We start from the raw sequence: 23,443 nt of genomic DNA, 5'->3' as shown, positions 1-23,443 counted from the left end.
ATGAATACACAACAACTGGCAAAACTGCGTTCAATCGTGCCCGAGATGCGTCGCGTCCGGCACATTCACTTTGTTGGCATCGGTGGTGCTGGCATGGGCGGTATTGCCGAAGTGTTAGCTAACGAAGGCTATCAGATCAGCGGGTCTGACCTGGCGCCAAACCCTGTTACGCAGCAGCTGGCGTCGCTTGGGGCGACTATCTATTTCAACCATCGTCCGGAAAACGTGCGCGATGCGAGCGTGGTGGTGGTCTCCAGCGCCATCTCCTCTGACAACCCGGAAATCGTTGCCGCGCACGAAGCGCGCATTCCGGTGATCCGCCGTGCAGAAATGCTGGCGGAACTGATGCGTTTCCGTCACGGCATCGCCATTGCCGGGACCCACGGTAAAACCACGACCACGGCGATGGTCTCCAGTATTTATGCGGAAGCGGGCCTTGACCCGACGTTCGTCAACGGCGGTCTGGTCAAAGCCGCAGGCGTACATGCGCGTCTGGGCCACAGCCGTTATCTGATTGCCGAAGCGGATGAGAGCGACGCGTCGTTCCTGCACCTGCAGCCGATGGTGGCGATTGTCACTAACATCGAAGCTGACCATATGGATACCTACCAGGGTGACTTCGAGAACTTAAAGCAAACCTTCATCAACTTCCTGCACAACCTGCCGTTCTATGGACGCGCGGTGATGTGCGTAGACGATCCGGTGATCCGCGAGCTGCTGCCGCGCGTGGGTCGTCAAATCACCACTTACGGCTTCAGCGAAGACGCTGACGTCCGCGTGGAAGAGTACAAACAGATTGGTGCGCAGGGGCATTTCACGCTGGCGCGTCAGGACAAAGAGCTGCTGCACGTCACGCTGAATGCGCCAGGGCGCCATAATGCCCTCAATGCCGCAGCGGCAGTGGCCGTCGCGACGGAAGAAGGCATTGATGATGATGCGATTCTGCGCGCGCTGGAAAGCTTCCAGGGCACCGGCCGTCGCTTCGACTTCCTCGGTGAATTCCCGCTGGACGCCGTGAACGGTAAAGCTGGCACAGCGATGCTGGTGGACGACTACGGCCACCATCCGACCGAAGTGGACGCCACCATTAAAGCCGCGCGTGCAGGCTGGCCTGACAAAAATCTGGTGATGGTCTTCCAGCCGCACCGCTTCACGCGTACGCGCGATCTGTACGACGATTTTGCCAGCGTTCTGTCACAGGTCGACACCCTGCTAATGCTGGATGTGTACGCCGCAGGCGAGACGCCGATTCCTGGGGCCGACAGCCGTTCTCTGTGCCGTACCATCCGTGGGCGCGGGAAAGTTGACCCTATTCTGGTTTCTGATCCTGCACAGGTGGCGGAAATTCTGGCACCGGTCCTGACTGGTAACGATCTGATTCTGATTCAGGGTGCGGGAAATATCGGCAAAATCGCCCGTACCTTAGCTGAAATCAAACTGAAGCCGCAAACCCAGGAGGATGAGCATCATGGCTGATAAGATTGCTGTCCTGTCTGGCGGCACCTCCGCCGAGCGCGAGGTTTCCCTGAATTCCGGCGCGGCCGTGCTGGCTGGCCTGCGTGAAGGTGGCGTCAATGCGCACCTGGTTGACCCAAAAGAGGTCGACGTGACGCAATTGAAAGCCATGGGCTTCGATAAAGTCTTTATCGCTTTGCATGGTCGTGGCGGTGAAGACGGCACCCTGCAGGGGCTTCTGGATTTGATCGGCATGCCGTACACCGGCAGCGGCGTGATGGCCTCCGCTATCTCTATGGATAAACTGCGCAGCAAACTTCTGTGGCAGGGTGCGGGGTTGCCCGTTGCGCCATGGGTTGCGCTGACGCGTCGCGAATTTGAATTGGGCCTGCCGGATAGCGTTAATGCACGCATTGCTGAACTGGGCTTACCGGTTATTGTAAAGCCCAGCCGGGAAGGCTCCAGCGTGGGAATGTCCAAAGTCGACAAAGCTGAAGATCTTTCTTCCGCTTTAGCACTGGCATTTCAACATGATGAAGAAGTTCTGATTGAAAAATGGCTCAGCGGGCCGGAATTTACCGTCGCGATGCTTGGCGAAGAAATTTTACCGTCAATCCGTATCCAACCGGCCGGAACCTTCTATGATTATGAGGCGAAGTATCTCTCTGATGAGACGCAATATTTCTGCCCTTGTGGTCTTGAAGCTGAGCGTGAAGCAGATTTACAGTCCCTGGTGCTTAAAGCCTGGTATGTTCTGGGTTGCCGCGGCTGGGGACGCATCGACGTAATGCAGGACAGTGATGGACAATTTTATCTGCTGGAAGCCAATACCTCTCCGGGAATGACCAGCCACAGCCTTGTGCCGATGGCCGCGCGTCAGGCGGGGATGAGCTTCTCGCAGTTAGTCGTACGCATTCTGGACCAGGCGGGCTGATATGTCTCAGGCTGCATTGAACACGCGCAACCGCGATGACGAGGACGAATACACCTCTTCACGCCGCAGTAATGGAACGCGTCTTGCAGGCATCATTTTCCTGCTCGGGGTGCTGTGCACCGTGTTTATCAGCGGCTGGATGGTCCTGGGCTGGATGGAAGATGCGCAGCGGTTGCCGCTTTCTAAGCTGGTGGTCACCGGTGAGCGTCACTACACGCGTAACGACGATATTCGTCAGTCAATACTGGCGCTGGGCTCGCCTGGCACCTTTATGACGCAGGACGTCAACATTATCCAGAGTCAGATAGAGCGTCTGCCATGGATAAAACAGGCGAGCGTAAGAAAGCAATGGCCTGATGAATTGAAGATTCATCTGGTTGAATATGTGCCCATTGCGCGTTGGAATGATCAGCACATGGTTGACGTAGACGGAAATTCCTTCAGCGTCCCGGCCGATCGTGTCAACAAGCAAAATTTACCGATGTTGTATGGCCCTGAAGGCAGCGAAAACGAAGTGTTACAGGGTTTTCGCGAAATGGGTCAGGTGCTGGCGAAGGACAGGTTTACGTTAAAAGATGCAGCCATGACGGCGCGCCGTTCCTGGCAGCTGACGTTAACGAACGGCATTAAGCTCAACCTGGGACGCGGAGACACAATGAAGCGTCTGGCGCGTTTTGTCGAACTTTACCCGGTTTTACAGCAGCAGGCACAGACTGACGGCAAACGGATAAGCTACGTTGATTTGCGCTATGACTCAGGCGCAGCAGTCGGTTGGGTACCGGCTCCGGTCGAGGAACCTAATCAGCAACAGAATCAGGCACAGGTACAGGCAGAACAACAATGATCAAGGCGACGGACAGAAAACTGGTAGTTGGACTGGAGATTGGCACCGCGAAGGTTGCCGCTTTAGTAGGGGAAGTTCTGCCCGACGGTATGGTCAATATCATTGGCGTAGGCAGTTGCCCGTCCCGTGGTATGGATAAAGGTGGGGTAAACGATCTTGAATCGGTGGTGAAATGCGTTCAGCGCGCCATCGATCAGGCTGAATTGATGGCAGATTGCCAGATTTCTTCTGTCTATCTGGCCCTTTCTGGTAAGCACATTAGCTGCCAGAACGAAATTGGTATGGTGCCGATTTCCGAAGAAGAAGTGACGCAGGAAGACGTTGAAAACGTCGTGCACACGGCGAAATCCGTGCGTGTCCGCGACGAACATCGCGTGCTGCATGTCATTCCGCAGGAATATGCGATTGACTACCAGGAAGGGATAAAGAACCCGGTCGGTCTTTCTGGCGTACGTATGCAGGCAAAAGTGCACCTGATCACATGTCACAACGATATGGCGAAGAACATTGTAAAAGCCGTTGAACGTTGTGGCCTGAAAGTTGACCAACTTATTTTCGCGGGTCTGGCGGCAAGTTATTCCGTGCTGACCGAAGATGAACGTGAACTGGGTGTCTGTGTGGTCGATATTGGTGGTGGTACAATGGATATCGCCGTGTATACCGGCGGTGCGTTACGCCACACCAAAGTGATCCCTTATGCCGGGAACGTGGTGACCAGCGATATTGCTTACGCTTTTGGTACGCCGCCGAGCGATGCAGAAGCGATTAAAGTGCGCCACGGCTGTGCGCTGGGGTCTATCGTTGGCAAAGATGAGAGCGTTGAAGTGCCGAGCGTCGGTGGTCGTCCACCGCGTAGCCTGCAGCGCCAGACGTTGGCAGAGGTGATTGAGCCGCGCTATACCGAGCTGCTCAACCTGGTCAACGAAGAAATTTTACAGTTACAGGAACAGCTTCGTCAGCAGGGCGTTAAACATCATCTTGCGGCGGGGATTGTATTAACCGGCGGTGCAGCGCAAATTGAAGGTCTTGCGGCCTGTGCTCAGCGCGTGTTCCATACGCAGGTGCGTATTGGTGCGCCGCTGAATATCACCGGTTTAACGGATTATGCTCAGGAGCCGTATTATTCAACGGCTGTGGGCCTGCTCCACTACGGGAAGGAATCTCATCTCAGTGGTGAAGCAGAAGTGGAAAAACGCGTCTCAGTGGGGTCGTGGGTCAAACGACTGAACAACTGGTTGCGAAAAGAGTTTTAATTTTTTTAAGAGACCGGAGAGAATTAGCGGTCTCGGGCGACAGGCACAACGGAGAGAGAAATTATGTTTGAACCTATGGAACTGACCAACGACGCGGTGATTAAAGTCATCGGCGTCGGTGGCGGCGGCGGTAACGCCGTAGAGCATATGGTGCGTGAACGCATTGAAGGTGTTGAATTCTTCGCAGTTAACACCGATGCACAGGCACTGCGTAAGACGGCTGTAGGCCAGACTATCCAGATCGGCGGTGGTATCACCAAAGGGCTGGGAGCAGGGGCTAACCCGGAAGTGGGTCGCAATGCGGCTGAAGAAGATCGTGAAGCGCTGCGCGCTGCACTGGAAGGTGCGGACATGGTCTTCATCGCAGCAGGTATGGGTGGCGGTACCGGTACCGGCGCAGCACCTGTTGTGGCTGAAGTGGCAAAAGATTTAGGTATCCTGACCGTTGCTGTCGTGACCAAGCCTTTCAACTTTGAAGGCAAGAAGCGTATGGCGTTCGCGGAGCAGGGTATCACCGAGCTGTCCAAGCATGTGGACTCGCTGATCACCATCCCGAACGACAAGCTGTTGAAAGTTCTGGGTCGCGGTATCTCCCTGCTGGACGCATTCGGTGCAGCAAACGACGTGCTGAAAGGCGCTGTTCAGGGTATCGCTGAACTGATTACCCGTCCTGGCCTGATGAACGTTGACTTTGCAGACGTTCGCACCGTGATGTCCGAAATGGGCTACGCGATGATGGGCTCTGGCGTGGCGAGCGGTGAAGACCGTGCAGAAGAAGCGGCTGAAATGGCTATCTCTTCTCCACTGCTGGAAGATATCGATCTGTCTGGTGCGCGCGGCGTGCTGGTCAACATTACCGCTGGCTTTGACCTGCGTCTGGATGAGTTCGAAACCGTGGGTAACACCATCCGTGCGTTCGCCTCTGACAACGCTACCGTGGTAATCGGTACTTCCCTTGACCCTGAAATGAACGACGAGCTGCGTGTGACGGTTGTTGCGACCGGTATCGGTATGGACAAACGTCCTGAGATCACCTTAGTGACCAACAAGCAGACTCAGCAACCGGTAATGGACCGTTACCAGCAGCACGGTATGTCTCCTCTGACTCAGGAGCAGAAACCGGCCGCAAAAGTGGTGAACGACCCAACGCCGCAAACGGCGAAAGAGCCAGATTATCTGGATATCCCGGCGTTCCTGCGTAAGCAAGCTGACTAAGAATTGGCTGGAATTAGGGGATTTGCGCTCTTTGTGCTAAACTGGCCCACCGTTAGTGATATACACTCTCGGTTGGATAGTTAATTTGGCGAGATTATACGATGATCAAACAAAGGACACTTAAACGTATCGTTCAGGCGACGGGTGTCGGTTTACATACCGGCAAGAAAGTCACGCTGACGTTACGCCCTGCGCCGGCCAATACCGGGGTCATCTATCGTCGCACCGACTTGAATCCACCGGTAGATTTTCCGGCCGATGCCAAATCTGTGCGTGATACTATGCTCTGTACTTGTCTGGTGAACGAGCATGACGTGCGGATTTCTACCGTAGAGCACCTGAACGCCGCCCTGGCGGGTCTGGGTATCGACAACATTATTGTTGAAGTCGATGCGCCAGAAATCCCGATTATGGATGGCAGTGCTGCACCGTTCGTCTATCTGTTGCTGGATGCCGGCATCGAAGAACTGAACTGCGCGAAGAAATTTGTACGCATCAAAGAGACCGTTCGCGTCGAAGATGGCGACAAGTGGGCTGAATTCAAACCGTACAATGGTTTCTCGTTGGACTTTACCATCGACTTTAACCATCCGGCGATTGACTCCAGCACCCAACGCTATGCGATGAACTTCTCTGCCGATGCGTTTATGCGCCAGATCAGCCGAGCCCGTACATTTGGCTTCATGCGTGATATCGAATATCTGCAGTCCCGCGGCCTGTGCCTGGGCGGCAGCTTCGATTGTGCCATCGTTGTTGACGATTATCGCGTACTGAACGAAGACGGCCTGCGTTTCGAAGATGAATTCGTTCGTCACAAAATGCTGGATGCGATCGGCGACCTGTTCATGTGTGGTCACAACATCATTGGTGCATTTACCGCGTTCAAATCCGGTCATGCGCTGAACAACAAACTGTTGCAGGCCGTCCTGGCAAAACAGGAAGCCTGGGAATATGTGACCTTCGAAGACGAAGCTGAACTGCCGCTGGCTTTCAAAGCACCAAGCATGGTTCTGGCGTAACGGTTCAAACCGTTTCGTAAAAAAATCGACTGGTTAACCTGGTACTCTCTCCGACCAGGAAGACCAGTCGTTTTTATTTTTACCCTTCTTCGTTTGCCCCAGCGTTATCTCTCGTTTGTCTTACGCAGAAAATGTGTGCGTTAGCTGCATTCTTGACCGTTTTTCCCCGCGGCGGCACCTCATTCCTGCTGATGTATATTGGCATTAGTGGTACTATCTGGGCGCTAAAAAGAATAACTGACTCAGCCTCTGCAAGGCTGGCTTATTGGGTGGAGCAGGTGAGCGGAATACTGACGCGCTGGCGACAATTTGGCAGACGTTACTTCTGGCCGCATCTCTTATTAGGGATGGTCGCGGCGAGTTTCGGCTTGCCTGCGCTCTGCAACAGTGCCGAAGCAGCGACGCCCGCAAAAACCTCTACCACCAAACACGATCTCAACACGCGGGTTAACTTTACTAATCTCGCGTGGCTTGAAGCCAACCGCCGCCCAAACTTCTCTGTCGATTACTGGCATCAGCACGCTATCCGCACGGTTATCCGCCATCTGTCCTTCGCGATGGCGCCGCAGGCCATGCCTGTTGCGGAAGAGACGCTGCCGGTGCAGGCTCAGCATCTTGCCCTGCTGGACACGCTCAACGCGCTGCTCACGCAGGACAGCCAGCCGCCGGTCATGGTTCGCCAGACGACACAGCGTGCGTTGGTTTCACCGGTTTCATTCTCTGTTTCCACCTGGATTAGCCAGGCCCACGGCATTCGCGCCGGGCCGCTGCGCCTCAGCTAAATTAACTTTTTCAATACCTTAATTTATCTGCCCACACTGGGGCGTTTGAGAATTTATTATGCTAATCAAATTGTTAACTAAAGTTTTTGGTAGTCGTAACGATCGTACCCTGCGCCGTATGCGTAAAGCTGTTGCCGTCATCAACGGTATGGAACCTGCGATGGAGAAGCTCTCTGATGACGAGCTCAAAGCGAAAACGGCGGAATTCCGCGCGCGTCTGGAAAAAGGTGAAACCTTAGAAAGCCTGATCCCGGAAGCGTTTGCTGTCGTGCGTGAAGCAAGTAAGCGCGTATTCGGCATGCGTCACTTCGACGTTCAGCTGCTTGGTGGTATGGTGCTTAACGAGCGCTGCATCGCGGAAATGCGTACCGGTGAAGGTAAAACCCTGACCGCAACGCTGCCGGCTTACCTGAACGCGCTGACCGGTAAAGGCGTTCACGTGGTTACCGTCAACGACTATCTGGCGCAGCGTGACGCCGAAAACAACCGTCCACTGTTTGAATTCCTCGGTATGACCGTCGGCATCAACATGTCCGGCCTGCCTGCGCCAGCCAAGCGCGAAGCGTATAACGCGGACATCACCTACGGCACCAACAACGAATACGGCTTCGACTACCTGCGTGACAACATGGCGTTCAGCCCGGAAGAGCGCGTACAGCGTAAACTGCACTATGCGCTGGTGGATGAGGTGGACTCCATCCTGATCGATGAAGCGCGTACCCCGCTGATCATCTCCGGCCCGGCTGAAGACAGCTCCGAGATGTACCGTAAAGTCGACAAAATCATTCCACACCTGCTGCGTCAGGAGAAAGAGGACTCGGATACCTTCCAGGGTGAAGGCCACTTCTCCGTTGATGAAAAAGCGCGCCAGGTGAACCTGACCGAACGCGGTCTGGTGAAAATTGAAGAGCTGCTGGTCGCTGAAGGCATCATGGAAGAGGGCGAGTCCCTGTACTCCCCAAGCAACATCATGCTGATGCACCACGTGACCGCTGCACTGCGCGCCCACGCGCTGTTCACCCGCGACGTCGATTACATCGTAAAAGACGGCGAAGTGATTATCGTCGATGAACACACCGGGCGTACCATGCAGGGACGTCGCTGGTCTGACGGTCTGCACCAGGCTGTAGAAGCCAAAGAAGGTGTAGATATTCAGAATGAAAACCAGACGCTGGCGTCTATCACCTTCCAGAACTACTTCCGTCTGTACGAGAAGCTGGCGGGCATGACCGGTACTGCTGATACCGAAGCGTTTGAATTCAGCTCTATCTACAAGCTGGATACCGTGGTTGTTCCAACCAACCGTCCGATGATCCGTAAGGATATGCCGGACCTGGTGTACATGACCGAAGCAGAAAAAATTCAGGCAATCATCGAAGATATTCGCGATCGTACTGCCAATGGCCAGCCGGTTCTGGTGGGGACCATCTCCATCGAGAAATCCGAAGTGGTTTCGCACGAGCTGACCAAAGCGGGCATCAAGCACAACGTACTTAACGCCAAATTCCACGCCAAAGAAGCGGACATTGTTGCGCAGGCGGGGTATCCGGCTGCCGTGACCATCGCTACCAACATGGCGGGTCGTGGTACCGATATTATGCTGGGCGGTAGCTGGCAGGCTGAAGTGGCGGAGCTGGAAAACCCAACGCCAGAACAGATTGCTCAGATCAAAGCCGACTGGCAGGTTCGTCATGACGCCGTTCTGGCTTCCGGCGGTCTGCACATCATCGGTACTGAGCGTCATGAATCCCGTCGTATCGATAACCAGCTGCGTGGCCGTGCGGGTCGTCAGGGTGATGCCGGTTCATCCCGCTTCTACCTGTCTATGGAAGATGCGCTGATGCGTATTTTCGCCTCCGACCGCGTGTCCGGCATGATGCGTAAGCTGGGTATGAAGCCTGGCGAAGCGATTGAGCACCCGTGGGTGACTAAAGCGATTGCTAACGCGCAGCGTAAAGTGGAAAGCCGCAACTTTGATATTCGTAAGCAGCTGCTGGAATATGATGATGTGGCTAACGACCAGCGTCGTGCGATCTACACCCAGCGTAACGAACTGCTGGACGTGTCCGACGTGAGCGAAACCATCAACAGCATTCGTGAAGATGTGTTTAAAGCCACCATCGACGCGCATATTCCACCGCAGTCTCTGGAAGAGATGTGGGATATCGAAGGCCTGCAGGAACGTCTGAAAAATGACTTTGACCTCGATCTGCCAATCAAAGAGTGGCTGGACAAAGAGCCTGAGCTGCACGAAGAGACCCTGCGTGAACGTATCTTCGAAACCGCGCTGGACGTTTACAAGCGTAAGGAAGAAGTCGTAGGCGAAGAGATGATGCGTCACTTCGAAAAAGGCGTGATGCTGCAGACTCTGGACTCCCTGTGGAAAGAGCACCTGGCGGCGATGGACTACCTGCGTCAGGGTATCCACCTGCGTGGCTACGCGCAGAAAGATCCGAAGCAGGAATACAAGCGTGAATCCTTCTCCATGTTTGCGTCTATGCTGGAGTCACTGAAGTACGAAGTGATCAGCACCCTGAGCAAGGTTCAGGTGCGTATGCCGGAAGAAGTGGAAGCGATGGAGCAGCAGCGTCGTGAAGAAGCCGAGCGCCTGGCACAGATGCAACAGCTGAGTCATCAGACCGACGACAGCGAAGCCGCAGCGGCGATCGCCGCGCAGACCGGCGATCGTAAAGTGGGTCGTAACGATCCGTGCCCGTGTGGTTCCGGTAAAAAGTACAAGGCGTGCCACGGCCGTCTGAGCTAAGTTCATAAAAAAACAAAAAGGCGCAGATTTCTGCGCCTTTTTTATGGAAGTGACAATATGAAAATACTGCAAATTGCCGTCGGGATTATTCGCAACCCGCAAAACAAAATCTTCATCACCCAGCGCGCTGCCGACGCCCATATGGCGAACAAGTGGGAGTTTCCGGGCGGTAAAATCGAGTCAGGTGAAACGCCGGAAGAGGCGCTGGTTCGGGAGCTTCAGGAAGAGGTGGGGATCACTCCGCTTGGCGCAACGCTGTTTGATAAGCTTGAGTACCAGTTTCCGGACAGGCACATCACGCTGTGGTTCTGGCTGGTGGAAAACTGGGAAGGTGAACCCTGGGGAAAAGAGGGACAGCCGGGTAACTGGGTAGAGCTTCAGGCAAGTGATGCCGAAAAATTCCCGCCAGCTAATGAGCCCGTGATCCTGCGGTTAGTCGCACAACAGTAGGCCTGCTGAGCGAAGCGCCAGCAGGTTTTACAGATTACTGCTGGGTTTCACTCCAGTCATCGCTGTCCGAGAGATCGCCTTCGCTTGGAATGCGTTTCTCTTCCGCCGCCCATTCGCCCAGGTCAATAAGCTGACAGCGTTTGCAGCAGAATGGGCGGAACGGACTCACTTCGCCCCAGACAACGGTTTTGCCACAGGTTGGGCAGCTTACGGTGGTGACATCAGACATCGGCACTCCTTAACAACAGGCCAGTTCAAAATCGAGACGTTCCGGCACGGTGCCATTTTCGCTGTCCAGCGGCATAAAGCGAATCGCAAAGCGGCTCTTATGCCCGGAAATCTGCGGGTAAAGCTGTTCGCCGAGAGACAGATTGAGACGCAGAAGATCGGCATCATCACCGTTATCCTGGAAGAAACCATTCAGGCTGGTTTGCTTGCGGAACGGCGCAGAGTTACGGATCAGATCGAGGATCAGCGACAGCGTCTGGTGCATTGGCTCCAGGCTTGCCAGCCAGCTGTTCACCTGCGCGTCACGCTGCGCCTGTGGCATATGTAGCCACATGTGCAGCGTCGGCAGGTCGAAGCTACAGCAGCCGCCAGGGATGCTCAGGCGCTGGCGCACCAGGCCAATCAGGCGGTCTTCACGCAAAAACTGCCCGACGCGCGGCGCGGCCATCAGGACGGCACTACTGCTTTTCAACTGCTGGCGGAGCGCGTCGATACGGCTCTGGTCTACGCCGGGAACTTCTGTCCATGCCTGCAATTTACGCTGCTGGCGCTCCAGCTCTTTGAGTAATTCTGTGCGGACATCGCCGCGTTCAATCACATCCAGCAGATCGCCTACGTTGCGGAAGAAGTGCAGCGCCGTGGCATGATCGTTAACAGGCAGATGTTGTGAAAGTTGTTGAATAAGAAATTCGATGCGCAGCCAGGTGCGCATTTTTTCGTTGAGCGGATGCTCAAAAAGGATGTGTGTCGACATTATGGTTTTTCCTGTGCAACGGCCTGCGCGGCGAACGTCAGATACTGCGCGTGCAGACGGGCAACATCCGATGCAATGGCATCTGGTGCGCCGTTATTATCAATGACATCATCCGCCACGGCAAGGCGCTGAGCGCGCGTAGCCTGAGCGGCAAGAATGTGTTCAGCATGCTCCCGCGAAACGCGATCGCGCGTCATGGTTCGCTGAATTTGCGTTTCGGGAGAGACATCAATCACCAGCACCCGATCGGCTTTCATATGCAGCTGATTTTCAACCAGTAGCGGAACCACCCACAGGACATAGGGCGAGCGGGCTGCGGCTATCTGACGCTGAGTTTCCTGGTGGATGATGGGGTGGAGCAGGGCATTAAGCCAGGCTTTTTCCGCAGAATCGGAAAAAATGCATTCGCGAAGCTGACGGCGGTTCAATGTGCCATCGGCATTGATGATGGCCTGACCAAAATGTTCTGCGATAGCCTTTAGCGCGGGTGTATTGGGCTCTACCACCTGGCGGGCAATGATATCGGCATCAATAATCGTGATACCCAAACGTGAGAACGCGTCCGCAACGGTACTTTTGCCACTACCGATGCCGCCGGTTAATGCGACGATATACCCCATTAAATCAAATCCTGGGAATTATTCATTATTAAAATCAGTTGATTAAAACTCTTAGGTGCGCCAGCAACTGTTTAGCCCCGTTTACCGGCTTTTTACCAGGTAAATTTATAGGATTGTAGCGTAAAAAAAGAGAATTTCGCAGTCTTGCGGAGCAGGTATTAGTGCGTATGATAACGTCACTGGAGTTGTGCTTTTAACATATTTGCCTCTAACCCCAGGAATCCGCACATGCGTATCGAAGAAGATCTGAAGTTAGGTTTCAAAGACGTTCTTATCCGCCCTAAACGCTCTACACTGAAAAGTCGCTCAGACGTTGAACTCGAACGTCAATTCACCTTTAAGCATTCCGGTCAGACCTGGTCTGGCGTGCCGATCATCGCTGCCAACATGGATACTGTGGGAACCTTTGAGATGGCAACCGCCCTGGCACAGTTCGACATTCTCACCGCCGTTCACAAACATTACAGCCCTGAAGAGTGGAATGCGTTTGTTGCGTCCGCGTCTGCTGACGTGGTGAAACATGTGATGGTCTCCACTGGTACCTCCGATGCGGATTTCGAGAAGACCAAACAGATCCTGAACGCTAACCCGGCGCTCAACTTCGTCTGTATTGACGTGGCGAACGGTTACTCCGAGCACTTTGTGCAGTTCGTCAGCAAGGCGCGCGAGGCCTGGCCGACGAAAACCATCATCGCGGGCAACGTGGTGACCGGTGAAATGTGTGAAGAGCTGATCCTTTCCGGCGCAGACATCGTGAAAGTGGGTATTGGCCCTGGCTCCGTGTGCACAACACGCGTCAAAACCGGCGTCGGTTATCCGCAGCTTTCCGCAGTCATTGAATGTGCCGATGCAGCGCATGGTCTGGGCGGCCAGATCATCAGCGATGGCGGCTGTACCATGCCGGGCGACGTTGCGAAAGCCTTCGGCGGCGGCGCGGACTTCGTGATGCTCGGCGGTATGCTGGCAGGCCACGAAGAGAGCGGTGGTACCGTTGTTGAAGAGAACGGCGAGAAATTTATGCTGTTCTACGGCATGAGCTCTGAATCCGCGATGACCCGTCACGTCGGTGGCGTGGCAAAATACCGTGCGGCTGAAGGCAAAACCGTTAAGCTGCCTCTGCGCGGCCCGGTTGAACACACCGCGCGCGATATCCTCGGCGGCCTGCGCTCGGCCTGCACCTACGTTGGGGCATCCCGCCTGAAAGAGCTGACGAAACGTACAACGTTTATTCGCGTTCAGGAACAGGAAAACCGCGTATTCAATAGCCTGTAATGGCTTCGGCTGGCGCATGCCCGTGCGCCAGCACTGTTCTCTGCACTAGCCCGCGCTCATCGCATCTCCCAGATGGAAAATCGGCAGGTACATTGCCACCACCAGCGTGCCGATGATGACCCCTGTCACAATCAGAAGCACCGGCTCGAGAAGTGCCGCCAGATTATCTGCCCGTTGAAAGGTTTGTTCCGTGTGGTGTCGGGCGAGGTTTGCCAGCATGATGTCCAGCGCACCTGACATTTCGCCGGTGCGTAAAAGCTGAATACACAGCGGGGTAAAGATGGCCGCTTTCTGAAAGGATGACCAGACGGGAAGGCCTTTTTCAATGTCCTCCCGAACGCTGCGCAGTATTCCCCGCCAGTAGCGACTTTCAACGGTCTCCTCCGCACTCTCCAGTCCCTGTAAAAAGGGGATACCGGCCTGCTGCGTGAGCGACAGTACGGTAAAGATGTGCCCCAGTTTTTGACCTTTTGCCAGTGCGCCCAACACGGGAGTGTGCATTAGCATGCGCTGCAAGCGAGGGTTCTGCCGCAGAGCCCAGGCGGTGGCTAAGGGCGCTAATAACGCGGCGAACAACGCAAGGGCATATGACTGCATAAATGCGGCCATCCCCATGACCATTTGCGTCAGCAGCGGAAGCGGAGTGTTAAACGTTTTGTAGATCGCGGCAAACTCGGGCAATACCAGGGTGACCATCGCAAGCACCACGAGCACGGCCAGCGTCAGGACGATCGCCGGGTAGCGCAGCGCCTTTTTCACTTTCGCACTGAGCTGCTGCTGCGCTTTTTGCTGCTGCGCGAGCTGACGGCAGCACTCCTCCAGCTTTCCTGTGAGCTCACCGGTTTTCACCATCGAGACATGCAGTGGGCTAAAAACGGCTGGCCACTTTTTTAGCGACTCAGAAAAGGGGGCTCCCTCACTGAGCTCATCGGCAATGCTTTGCAGCAGCGCCTGCCACGGTTTTAACGGATGCTGCTCTGCCAGCATCTGCAGGCTGTGGGACAATGTCAGCCCGGCCTGCAGAAGCGTAGCGAGCTGGCGAAACATCTCGTAGCAGTGATGTGGCCGCCAGCGGTGTCGCTGAGCGCATCGGGTCAACGCCAGAGGATGGAGGTTGCTGCGCATCAGCCTGGTGAAGGCGGCATTGCGGTCTGTGGCCCAGAGCGTTCCGCTTCGGGGTTCTCCTTCCTGGGTGAGCGCTCGCCAGCGCCAGAGCCGATTAGCAGCCATCGGGCATGCCCAGGACGCGCACCAGCTCTTCGAGCGTGGTCAGCCCTTGTTCGACGGCCATGCAGCCGTGCTCGAAAAGAGAAATCATTCCCGCCTGCCGGGCGCTCGCCTCTATCACTTCTGTTCCCGCCCCGCTGGCAATGGCCTGCCGCAGGGCATTGTCGATCGCGAGTACTTCAAAAATGGCCACGCGGCCATAAAAACCGTGATAGCAACGATCGCAGCCGATGGGCTGCCAGCGAGGAAGCGGTCTGGACCATACGGCGCGCGGTAGTTCAGCATGCTCGCTGGCTTCCCGACGACAATGTGGGCACAGACGCCGGACCAGACGCTGGGCAATCACCATCGACAGCGCGGAAGATATCATCCAGCGGGCGACGCCCATCTGCTCCAGGCGAACCAGGGTTTCCGTCGTCGAGTTGGTGTGCAGCGTTGACAGCACCAGATGCCCGGTCTGGGCGGCATTAATGGCAATGTCTGCCGTTTCACCGTCACGGATTTCGCCGACCATAATGATGTCTGGATCCTGACGCAGCAGCGCCCGCAGCACGCTCTGGAATGTTAAGCCCGCCCGGGGATTAATCTGCGTCTGGTTTAATCCCGCAAGGGGGATCTCAATGGGATCCTCCACGCTACAGATGTTGACGTCAGGGGTGTTACGCGCCTGCAGTGCGCTATACAGCGTCACGGTTTTACCGCTGCCGGTAGGGCCGGTGACCAGAATCAGCCCCTGCGGCTGGTGGAGGGCCCCATTAAAACAGGCCAGCTGTTCAGCACTCATGCCAAGCGCGTTTGGCTCAAGGGCCTGCTGAACCTGATGCAGGAGACGCAGCACAATTTTCTCGCCGCCGCTGCAGGGAAGCGTCGCGATTCGAAACGAGACCGGCGCGTTTGCCAGCTCAATCGTAAACTGACCGTCCTGAGGCAAACGACGTTCTGCAATATCCAGGTTACCCAGCACTTTTAAACGTGCGCTGAACAGGCTTGCCAGCGAGGCGGAAAGCGGAGGCTGGGGGCAAAGAACCCCGTCGATGCGTAAACGGATCTGGCACGCGTGCTCCATCGGTTCGATATGAATGTCGGAGGCGCGCTGGTTGACTGCCTGCTGCAGCGTGTGGTTGAGAATATCCACCGTTGAGTGCGTTTGTGAAACAACGGGCAGATGCGATTGTGACGTTAGCTGCCGGTGTTTTTCCATGCGCTCGGCGCTCCAGCACTCAATATCAATCCGTTTCTGGGTCGCGAAGCGCAGCGCCTCCATCAGTTCAGCCGCGGGGCTGCCCACGACGGCGATGCTGACCATGTCACTGTCGCTGGTGAGCAGCAGAGCGTGATGGCGCAGGCAAAGCGCCACGAGTTGTTCGGTATTCATTATCCGCTCCTCAGTTGTTGTCGAAGCGGAAAACGTCTTCGCAGGCCTGTTTCAGGGGGCTGTCAGCACCGATGCTGCAGTCGCGCGTCCAGCCCGTCATACCGTTGCCGTCGCTCCACCGTGGCGTCATGGTTACCGTCAGCCCGTTAAGACTCTCCTGTCCTGTTAAGGTCACGATCCCTTTCGCCACGCTCATTCCTGAAACGTAGCGTGTCGTGGTGGGGGAAGGGATACCGTTACTGCCGGCATCGCAGCTCTCCACGCCACCGTGATCCAGCGCGCAAAGCTCGATGGCCGTGCGGTAGGGAACGAAGGTTTGCAGCATATCGGTCAGCGCCGCCTTGCGCATGTAGTTTTGATAGGCGGGAACGCCGATGGCGCTCAGAATCGCAATGATGCCAATGACCACCATCAGCTCAATGAGTGTGAAACCTTGTTGTCTGTCCATATCTGCTCCTTATGCAAAGTGGCGCTACTTTGTCAGCAGGAAAGAGCAGAAACGAGAGGCAAGAAAGGAAACGGGAAGGGGTCTTCAGAGAATTTATTCAGTGTTGCAGGGAAGAGCAGCGGATCTGCGAGCGGGGCTGAAATTCCCCTCTCCGGGTGGAGAGGGAAGAATGCGTTATTTGAAGCGCATTGAGAGGTCGAGAGCGCGAACGTGTTTGGTCAGCGCGCCGACGGAGATGTAATCCACGCCGGTTTCGGCGAATTCACGGATCGTTTCGAAAGTGACGTTCCCGGACACTTCAAGCTGGGCCCGGCCGTTTGTCAGTTTTACCGCCTCGCGCATTTGCTCTGTTTCGAAGTTATCGAGCATGATGATATCGGCCCCGGCCTTAATCGCCTGCTCCAGCTCTTCCAGGCTTTCGACTTCCACCTCAACAGGCACGTCCGGGTGCAGCCAGAAGGCTTTCTCAACCGCCTGACGCACGGAGCCAGAGGCAATAATGTGGTTCTCTTTAATCAGGAAGGCGTCGGATAAGCCCAGGCGATGGTTTGCGCCGCCGCCGCAGAGCACGGCATACTTCAGCGCGGTGCGCAGGCCCGGCAGCGTTTTGCGGGTATCCAGCAGCTGGGTTCGGGTACCGGCCAGCAGGTCAACGTAGCGACGCACTTCACTGGCCACGCCTGAGAGCGTTTGTACAAAATTGAGCGCGGTACGTTCGCCGGTCAGCAAGACGCGGGAAGGACCGTCCAGTTCGAACAGCGGCTGGTTGGCCGTGACTGCGTCGCCGTCTTCAACGTGCCAGGTCACCTGCACATCATCGCCTGCCAGCTGGGTAAAGACCTCTTCAACCCAACGCTTGCCGCAAAAGACGCCGTCTTCACGGGTGATAATAACCGCGTGGGAGCGTGTCTCTTTTGGCAATAATTGTGCGGTAATATCCTTATCAGCGTTAACGTCACCGCCCAGATCTTCTTTCAAAGCATGGGAGACGCTTGCCGGAATATCCATATTAATACGTTCCAGAAGCGCTTCACGTCGGTGGTCGGGGTTGTAGCGGCGAGGCGGCATGATAAAACTCCAAATTGGTAACGAATCATAATATTGAAACATGCTACTCTGAACCGAGTCATTGCACCATACAGAAGGAGTTCCAGCATGTTGTTAGAAAACGGATGGCTGGTGGATGCGCGGCACGTGCCCTCGCCGCACCACGATTGCCGCCCGGAGGATGAAAAGCCCACACTGCTGGTGGTTCATAATATTAGTCTCCCGCCGGGTGAATTTGGCGGCCCGTGGATCGATGCGTTATTCACAGGAACGATTGATCCCGATGCTCATCCTTTCTTTGCTGAAATTGCACATCTGCGCGTATCGGCTCACTGCCTGATTCGTCGCGATGGTGAAGTGGTTCAGTATGTTCCCTTTGATAAGCGCGCCTGGCATGCCGGGGTGTCGATGTATCACGGGCGCGAACGGTGCAACGATTTTTCCATCGGGATTGAATTGGAAGGCACGGATACGACGCCCTACACCGATTCACAGTATCAACAGCTGGCGGCTGTAACCCGCACGCTTATTGGACTCTACCCGGCTATCGCCGACAATATCACGGGACACAGTGATATCGCCCCGGAGAGAAAAACCGATCCCGGTCCGGCCTTTGACTGGCCCCGGTTTCGCGCCATGCTCACCGCGTCGTCAGAATAAGGAGATACCATGACGTTGTTTACCATGCTGCTGGTTATCATCGCTGAACGCCTGTTCAAGCTCGGTGAGCACTGGCATCTGGATCACCGGCTGGAGGTGTTATTCCGCCGGATTAAGCACTTTTCTATGCTGCGCACGCTGCTGATGATGGCAGGGGTGATGGTCATTACGTTCCTGCTCCTGCGCGCGCTGTACGGACTCTTTTTCAACGTGCCGCTGCTGGTGGTGTGGATCCTGCTTGGGGTGCTGTGCATTGGTGCGGGCAAGGTGCGTTTGCACTATCACGCATACCTGAAAGCCGCCTCCCGTGACGATGCCCATGCGCGCGGTGCCATGGCGAGCGAACTGACCATGATCCACGGCGTGCCGCCGGACTGCGACGAACGCGAATTTCTGCGCGAGCTGCAAAACGCGCTGCTGTGGATTAACTTCCGTTACTACCTGGCACCGCTGTTCTGGTTCGTGGTGGGCGGCCCGTGGGGGCCGGTACTGCTGATGGGGTATGCATTCCTGCGCGCCTGGCAGACCTGGCTTGCCCGTTATCTGACGCCGCATGAACGCCTGCAGTCAGGCATTGATGCCATCCTGCACGTGCTCGACTGGCTTCCGGTGCGTCTGGTGGGCGTGGTGTACGCGTTAATTGGTCACGGTGAAAAAGCGCTGCCCGCATGGTTCGCGTCTCTTGCCGATCGCCATACGTCGCAGTACCAGGTGCTAACGCGTCTGGCGCAGTTCTCGCTGGCGCGTGAGCCGCATACCGACAAGATTGTAACGCCGAAAGCGGCTGTCTCCATGGCGAAGAAAACGTCGTTTGTGGTGGTGGTGATCGTGGCACTGCTGACGATTTACGGCACGCTGGTGTAGGCCAGCGCGCCGCAAAAACTAAAGCGTATCCGCGGGCGGGATGCCGAAATCAGGCATCCCGTTTTCATTCCAGCGGACGAGCTTCAGGCGAGTATGGCGATTCGGATCGTACAGCGGATCGCCCTCAATTTCGGTGTAATTGCGCGCGTGATACACCAGCACATCTTCCCCTTCCTGCGTTTGCGTAAAGCTGTTGTGTCCCGGGCCGAACTGGCGGTTCTCATAGCTGGTAACGAACACTGGACGCGGGAATTTGTGCCAGTTTGCCGGGTTTTGCGGATCGGCATTCAGGTCTATCCACAGTAGCCCCATGCAGTAGTTCTCGTCGGTGGCGCTGGCGGAATAGCTGATAAACAGCTTATCGCCGTGAACCAGCACCGCCGGGCCTTCGTTAACCCAGAACCCACGACGCTCCCAGTCATACTCCGGCTTGCTGAGCATCACCGGCTCGCCTTTCAGCGTCCAGGGATTCTCCATTTCGCACAGATAAAGATTGGAGTTGCCGGTGATATCCGGTGCTTTTTGCGCCCACAGATACCAGCGTTTCCCCTGATGAACAAAGGTGGTGGCGTCCAGGGCGAAGGTGTCGGAAGGCGTTTTGATCTGCCCTTTTCCCACCCAGGCGCCAGTGAGCGGATCGCCGTCCGCGCATTCAATGGCGAACATACGGTGCTGGAACATCCCGAGCGCGTCGAGCGCCTGGGTGTGCGTCGCGGCAAAATAGATGTACCACTTCCCGTCGATGTGGTGCAGTTCCGGCGCCCAGATTAGCTGACTCATCGGGCCGCTCTCGGGTTTACGCCAGACAACGATCTCTTCAGCGTCGCGTAGCCCTTCCAGCGTGTCGGCGCGGCGGATCGCTAGCCTGTCGTACTGCGGCACAGAGGCGATAAAATAATATTGCCCTTCATGACGCAGAATGTACGGGTCGGCGCGTTGTTCTATAAACGGGTTAGGCCAGTTATGCATACGGCTTTCCTTATTTAGTCTCAGCGGCTTTAAGTTCCTGATAGTCGTTCAGCTCGCGATAGTTGCTGCGGCGTTTTTCCAGATCGGACTGGATCTGCTTCATGGTTTCGCGGTCCACTTTCAGCAGGCGCACCACGCCCGCGGTAATCAAGTATCCAACGCCGGGAATAACGGTAAACAGCAGCACGATCCCATTAATGGCGTCCGCGCTTTGCGCTTTTGCGCCCGCGTCATAGCCGTACCAGGAGAGCAGGAAGCCGACCATCGCCCCGGCAATCGCCAGCCCCAGCTTCAGGAAGAAGATGTTGCCGGAGAAGCTGATCCCGGTGATGCGTTTACCGGTCTTCCACTCGCCGTAGTCGTCCACGTCGGCCATCAGCGACCAGTGCAGCGGTGACGGGATCTGGTGCAGGATGTTCAGCAGGAAGTAGAGCACCACGATGGTGACGGTGGCTTTCGGGTCGAAGAAGTAGAAGGCGCAGGAGAACATCGCCAGCACGATGTTGGTCCAGAAGAAGACCTTCAGCTTACACCAGCGGTCGGTCAGCACTTTTGCCAGCACGCTGCCGAGCATCATGCCGACTACGCCCAGGCTGATAAACAGCGTGGCGAAGTGGGTGCTCTGGCCCATCACCCAGGTGACGTAATACATGGTGGCCGCCATGCGGATAAAGCCCGGGCAGACATTGCACAGGGTCAGGAGCAGAATGCGTACCCACTGGTCGTTCTTCCACACGTCTTTCAGATCGTTTTTCAGCTCGTCGTTGGTCTGTACCGCCGGGCGCACGCGCTCGCGCACGGTGGTGAAGCAGAACAGGAACATGCAGGTTCCAATCAACGCCAGCACGGTCATCGCCATCTGATAGCCTTTGGCCTTGTTGTCCCCACCAAACCAGTCGGCCATTGGCAGTAGCGTCAGAGACAGCAGTAGCGTGGCGATGCCGACCAGCACGAAGCGATACGACTGGCAGGCGACGCGCTCTTTCGGATCGTTGGTGATCACCCCGCCGAGCGAGCAGTAGGGAATGTTGATTGCCGTGTAGGTCAGCGACAACAGGAAGTAGGTGACAAAGGCATAGATAACTTTGCTGTTATAGCTCCACTCTGGCGTGGTGAACATCAGGATGCTGAACAGCGCGTAGGGGAACGCAATCCACAGCAGCCATGGACGAAACCGGCCATATTTACTGCGGGTACGGTCGGCAATCGCCCCCATAATCGGGTCCGTTACGGCGTCAATCACGCGGACGGACAGCAGCAGCACGCCGACCAGCGCAGGCGCGAGGCCAAAAATATCCGTATAGAAATAGTTAACAAACAACATGATGGCGCCGAAGATGATGTTGCATCCCGCGTCACCCATTCCATAGCCGATCTTTTCTTTTACAGACAGTTTGTTGTTATCCATCGACAGCTCTCCGGTTTACGGTATGGAGAGAATTATTTGCTGGCAAAGGAATATATGCGTTGCAGTATCAGGGCGGTGATATGGATAAATGCGCTGTGGGCGTGAAAGTGTGAGGGAGGTAACAACGCGCGGCACCCGCAAAAGCAGGCGCCGCGGAGAGAGGCTTAGTGGGCCTTCATGGCATTACGGCTTTTCTGGCTGAAGAGATAGCCAACGCCCAGGATCGCAATCCAGACCGGGATCAGGTAGACGGAAATCGCCATACCCGGGGTGATCAGCATGATCACCAGCACGGCCGCCATGAACACCAGGCACACCCAGTTGCCCAGCGGGTAAAGCAGGGCAGGGAAGCGGGTGGTGACGCCCTGCTGCTGCTTGGCGCGGCGGAACTTCATGTGCGCCAGGCTGATCATCGCCCAGTTGATGACCAGGGCTGAGACCACCAGCGCCATCAGCAGACCAAACGCCGATTCCGGTGCCAGGTAGTTAATGAGCACGCACAGCGCGGTCACGACTGCCGAAACCAGAATGGTGTTTACCGGCACGCCGCGCTTATCGACGTTGAGCAGCGCTTTTGGCGCGTTGCCCTGCTGGGCCAGGCCGAAGAGCATGCGGCTGTTGCAGTACACGCAGCTGTTGTAAACGGAGAGCGCTGCGGTCAGCACCACGATGTTCAGGGCGTTAGCGACAAAGGTGTCGCCCAGCTCGTGGAAGATCAGCACAAACGGGCTGGTGTCGGCGGTCACGCGGGTCCACGGCAGCAGGGAGAGCAGCACGGCCAGCGAGCCCACATAGAAGATCAGAATGCGGTAGATAACCTGGTTAGTGGCTTTTGGAATGCTCTGCTCCGGGTTGTCGGCTTCCGCGGCGGTGATGCCCACCAGCTCCAGGCCGCCGAAGGAGAACATAATGATAGCCATCATCATCACCAGGCCCGTCATGCCGTGAGGCAGGAATCCGCCCTGTTCCCAGAGGTTGCGCACGGTTGCCTGCGGGCCGCCGTTGCCGCTGAACAGCAGCCAGCCGCCGAAGATGATCATCGCCACTACGGCAATCACCTTAATAATGGCAAACCAGAACTCCATTTCCCCGAATACTTTTACGTTGGTCAGGTTAATGGCGTTAATAATGACGAAGAAAGCCGCTGCGGAGGCCCAGGTTGGGATCTCGGGGTACCAGAACTGAATGTATTTCCCGACGGCGGTAAGCTCAGCCATGGCAACCAGAACGTACAGCACCCAGTAGTTCCAGCCCGATGCGAAACCGGCAAAGCTGCCCCAGTATTTATAGGCAAAGTGGCTGAAGGAGCCTGCGACCGGCTCTTCAACGACCATTTCACCCAGTTGGCGCATAATCAGAAAGGCAATAAAACCGGCTATCGCGTAACCCAAAATAATGCCGGGACCGGCTGACTGGATAACGGACGCGCTGCCCAGAAACAGGCCGGTACCAATCGCACCGCCCAGTGCGATGAGCTGAATATGGCGGTTTTTAAGCCCGCGCTTTAGCTGATCGCCGTGCTGTTGAGCTTCCATTTGAAACCTCGTGTGTGGTTGTTATATTCACGCTGTGCGTGTGTAATTATGAAAATCCATATTCTGTATTTATTTCTTTACGGTTAACGAGACCGAAAAAAGCGGAGATGACTTCCGTAAGCGAAAGAATAGTGGTAAGCGCCTGTGAATGCACCTGCTTTATGAAGGGGTGATGACGACTTGAATAAAAAGAAAGCATTTGTAAATCGTCCCGCTTATTCTTCCTAACCCAACCTATAGAATAGAAATGCGCCATAAGTGGGCGAATTTTCATTATTTGCCTTGTTGAATCGCTTCAGATTGCAAAAACCCTCGTTTCA

The 23,443-nt window shown here is 55.8% G+C and carries 22 protein-coding genes; 12 read left to right on the top strand and 10 right to left on the bottom strand.

The features are described 5' to 3' along the window. The 9 genes from murC to mutT all read left to right on the top strand — a co-directional run bounded on the left by murC (position 1) and on the right by mutT (position 10,716). Positions 1-1,476, top strand: a complete 1,476-nt coding sequence (gene murC / locus NQ230_RS19525) for a UDP-N-acetylmuramate--L-alanine ligase (RefSeq protein ID WP_033144631.1) — start codon at positions 1-3, stop codon at positions 1,474-1,476. Beyond that, positions 1,469-2,389: a D-alanine--D-alanine ligase gene (locus tag NQ230_RS19520; RefSeq protein ID WP_257258736.1), complete on the top strand. Its 921-nt coding sequence runs from the start codon at positions 1,469-1,471 to the stop codon at positions 2,387-2,389. Before murC ends, NQ230_RS19520 begins: the two co-directional genes overlap by 8 nt. Position 2,390: 1 nt before the next feature. Next, the gene (gene ftsQ / locus NQ230_RS19515; protein WP_023334507.1) at positions 2,391-3,233 is read left to right on the top strand and encodes a cell division protein FtsQ; all 843 of its coding nucleotides are present in this window, start codon (positions 2,391-2,393) and stop codon (positions 3,231-3,233) included. Further along, positions 3,230-4,486, top strand: a complete 1,257-nt coding sequence (gene ftsA / locus NQ230_RS19510) for a cell division protein FtsA (RefSeq protein ID WP_023334508.1) — start codon at positions 3,230-3,232, stop codon at positions 4,484-4,486. The genes ftsQ and ftsA overlap by 4 nt, the downstream gene beginning before the upstream one ends. 63 nt (positions 4,487-4,549) lie before the next feature. Continuing rightward, positions 4,550-5,701 carry a cell division protein FtsZ gene (ftsZ, locus tag NQ230_RS19505; RefSeq protein WP_008501978.1) on the top strand — a complete coding sequence of 384 codons (1,152 nt, stop codon included), beginning with the start codon at positions 4,550-4,552 and terminating at the stop codon, positions 5,699-5,701. 101 nt (positions 5,702-5,802) lie between these two features. Continuing rightward, entirely contained in the window at positions 5,803-6,720 is a 918-nt protein-coding gene (gene lpxC, locus NQ230_RS19500) for a UDP-3-O-acyl-N-acetylglucosamine deacetylase (protein ID WP_008501977.1), read from the top strand. Between the two features lie 278 nt (positions 6,721-6,998). Continuing rightward, a complete protein-coding gene (secM, locus tag NQ230_RS19495) occupies positions 6,999-7,502 on the top strand; it encodes a secA translation cis-regulator SecM (RefSeq protein WP_183078922.1) in 504 nt (167 codons plus the stop codon). Between the two features lie 58 nt (positions 7,503-7,560). Continuing rightward, positions 7,561-10,266 carry a preprotein translocase subunit SecA gene (secA, locus tag NQ230_RS19490; RefSeq protein WP_032660674.1) on the top strand — a complete coding sequence of 902 codons (2,706 nt, stop codon included), beginning with the start codon at positions 7,561-7,563 and terminating at the stop codon, positions 10,264-10,266. 57 nt (positions 10,267-10,323) lie between these two features. Beyond that, complete coding sequence (gene mutT / locus NQ230_RS19485; protein WP_257258734.1) at positions 10,324-10,716, top strand: 8-oxo-dGTP diphosphatase MutT; 393 nt, start codon at positions 10,324-10,326, stop codon at positions 10,714-10,716. Positions 10,717-10,750: 34 nt separating this feature from the next. Here mutT and yacG read toward each other — a convergent pair whose 3' ends face one another. The 3 genes from yacG to coaE are packed head-to-tail and all read right to left on the bottom strand — an operon-like array spanning position 10,751 to position 12,318. Next, positions 10,751-10,945, bottom strand: a complete 195-nt coding sequence (gene yacG / locus NQ230_RS19480) for a DNA gyrase inhibitor YacG (RefSeq protein ID WP_023310404.1) — start codon at positions 10,943-10,945, stop codon at positions 10,751-10,753. Between the two features lie 9 nt (positions 10,946-10,954). Then, positions 10,955-11,698, bottom strand: coding sequence for a cell division protein ZapD (gene zapD / locus NQ230_RS19475; protein ID WP_023310405.1), 744 nt, complete (start codon positions 11,696-11,698; stop codon positions 10,955-10,957). Beyond that, a complete protein-coding gene (gene coaE / locus NQ230_RS19470) occupies positions 11,698-12,318 on the bottom strand; it encodes a dephospho-CoA kinase (protein WP_121425022.1) in 621 nt (206 codons plus the stop codon). The genes zapD and coaE overlap by 1 nt, the downstream gene beginning before the upstream one ends. A gap of 228 nt (positions 12,319-12,546) precedes the next feature. Between coaE and NQ230_RS19465 the strand changes: the two genes are divergently transcribed. After that, a complete protein-coding gene (locus NQ230_RS19465; protein WP_257258732.1) occupies positions 12,547-13,590 on the top strand; it encodes a GMP reductase in 1,044 nt (347 codons plus the stop codon). 45 nt (positions 13,591-13,635) lie between these two features. Here NQ230_RS19465 and hofC read toward each other — a convergent pair whose 3' ends face one another. The 4 genes from hofC to nadC form a co-directional block, all read right to left on the bottom strand. Beyond that, the gene (gene hofC, locus NQ230_RS19460; RefSeq protein ID WP_257258731.1) at positions 13,636-14,820 is read right to left on the bottom strand and encodes a protein transport protein HofC; all 1,185 of its coding nucleotides are present in this window, start codon (positions 14,818-14,820) and stop codon (positions 13,636-13,638) included. Continuing rightward, the gene (gene gspE / locus NQ230_RS19455) at positions 14,810-16,192 is read right to left on the bottom strand and encodes a type II secretion system protein GspE (protein WP_257258729.1); all 1,383 of its coding nucleotides are present in this window, start codon (positions 16,190-16,192) and stop codon (positions 14,810-14,812) included. The genes hofC and gspE overlap by 11 nt, the downstream gene beginning before the upstream one ends. A gap of 10 nt (positions 16,193-16,202) precedes the next feature. Further along, positions 16,203-16,640, bottom strand: a complete 438-nt coding sequence (gene ppdD / locus NQ230_RS19450) for a prepilin peptidase-dependent pilin (RefSeq protein WP_257258728.1) — start codon at positions 16,638-16,640, stop codon at positions 16,203-16,205. 174 nt (positions 16,641-16,814) lie between these two features. Beyond that, positions 16,815-17,708 carry a carboxylating nicotinate-nucleotide diphosphorylase gene (gene nadC, locus NQ230_RS19445; protein ID WP_032660661.1) on the bottom strand — a complete coding sequence of 298 codons (894 nt, stop codon included), beginning with the start codon at positions 17,706-17,708 and terminating at the stop codon, positions 16,815-16,817. An 87-nt stretch (positions 17,709-17,795) separates the two neighbouring features. On the opposite strand from nadC, the gene ampD reads away from it, so the two are divergent. Together ampD and ampE are read left to right on the top strand one after the other, a co-directional pair. After that, positions 17,796-18,347, top strand: a complete 552-nt coding sequence (ampD, locus tag NQ230_RS19440) for a 1,6-anhydro-N-acetylmuramyl-L-alanine amidase AmpD (RefSeq protein WP_024907473.1) — start codon at positions 17,796-17,798, stop codon at positions 18,345-18,347. A gap of 9 nt (positions 18,348-18,356) precedes the next feature. Then, positions 18,357-19,211 (top strand): beta-lactamase regulator AmpE, encoded by an 855-nt coding sequence (gene ampE, locus NQ230_RS19435; protein WP_213821429.1) that lies wholly within the window; start codon positions 18,357-18,359, stop codon positions 19,209-19,211. Positions 19,212-19,229: 18 nt separating this feature from the next. Here the strand turns inward: ampE and NQ230_RS19430 are convergent, their stop codons facing one another. The 3 genes from NQ230_RS19430 to aroP form a co-directional block, all read right to left on the bottom strand. After that, entirely contained in the window at positions 19,230-20,180 is a 951-nt protein-coding gene (locus NQ230_RS19430) for a glycoside hydrolase family 43 protein (protein ID WP_257258725.1), read from the bottom strand. Positions 20,181-20,190: 10 nt separating this feature from the next. Continuing rightward, positions 20,191-21,588 (bottom strand): glycoside-pentoside-hexuronide (GPH):cation symporter, encoded by a 1,398-nt coding sequence (locus NQ230_RS19425; protein ID WP_257258724.1) that lies wholly within the window; start codon positions 21,586-21,588, stop codon positions 20,191-20,193. Between the two features lie 164 nt (positions 21,589-21,752). After that, positions 21,753-23,123, bottom strand: coding sequence for an aromatic amino acid transporter AroP (aroP, locus tag NQ230_RS19420; protein ID WP_121425028.1), 1,371 nt, complete (start codon positions 23,121-23,123; stop codon positions 21,753-21,755). Positions 23,124-23,443: the final 320 nt, after the last annotated feature.

Origin of the sequence: Enterobacter asburiae (assembly GCF_024599655.1) — a bacterium.
Taxonomy (GTDB): domain Bacteria; phylum Pseudomonadota; class Gammaproteobacteria; order Enterobacterales; family Enterobacteriaceae; genus Enterobacter; species Enterobacter asburiae_D.
The sequence above is the reverse complement of the archived record's forward strand: the minus strand, read 5'-3'. Positions and strand labels throughout refer to the sequence as shown.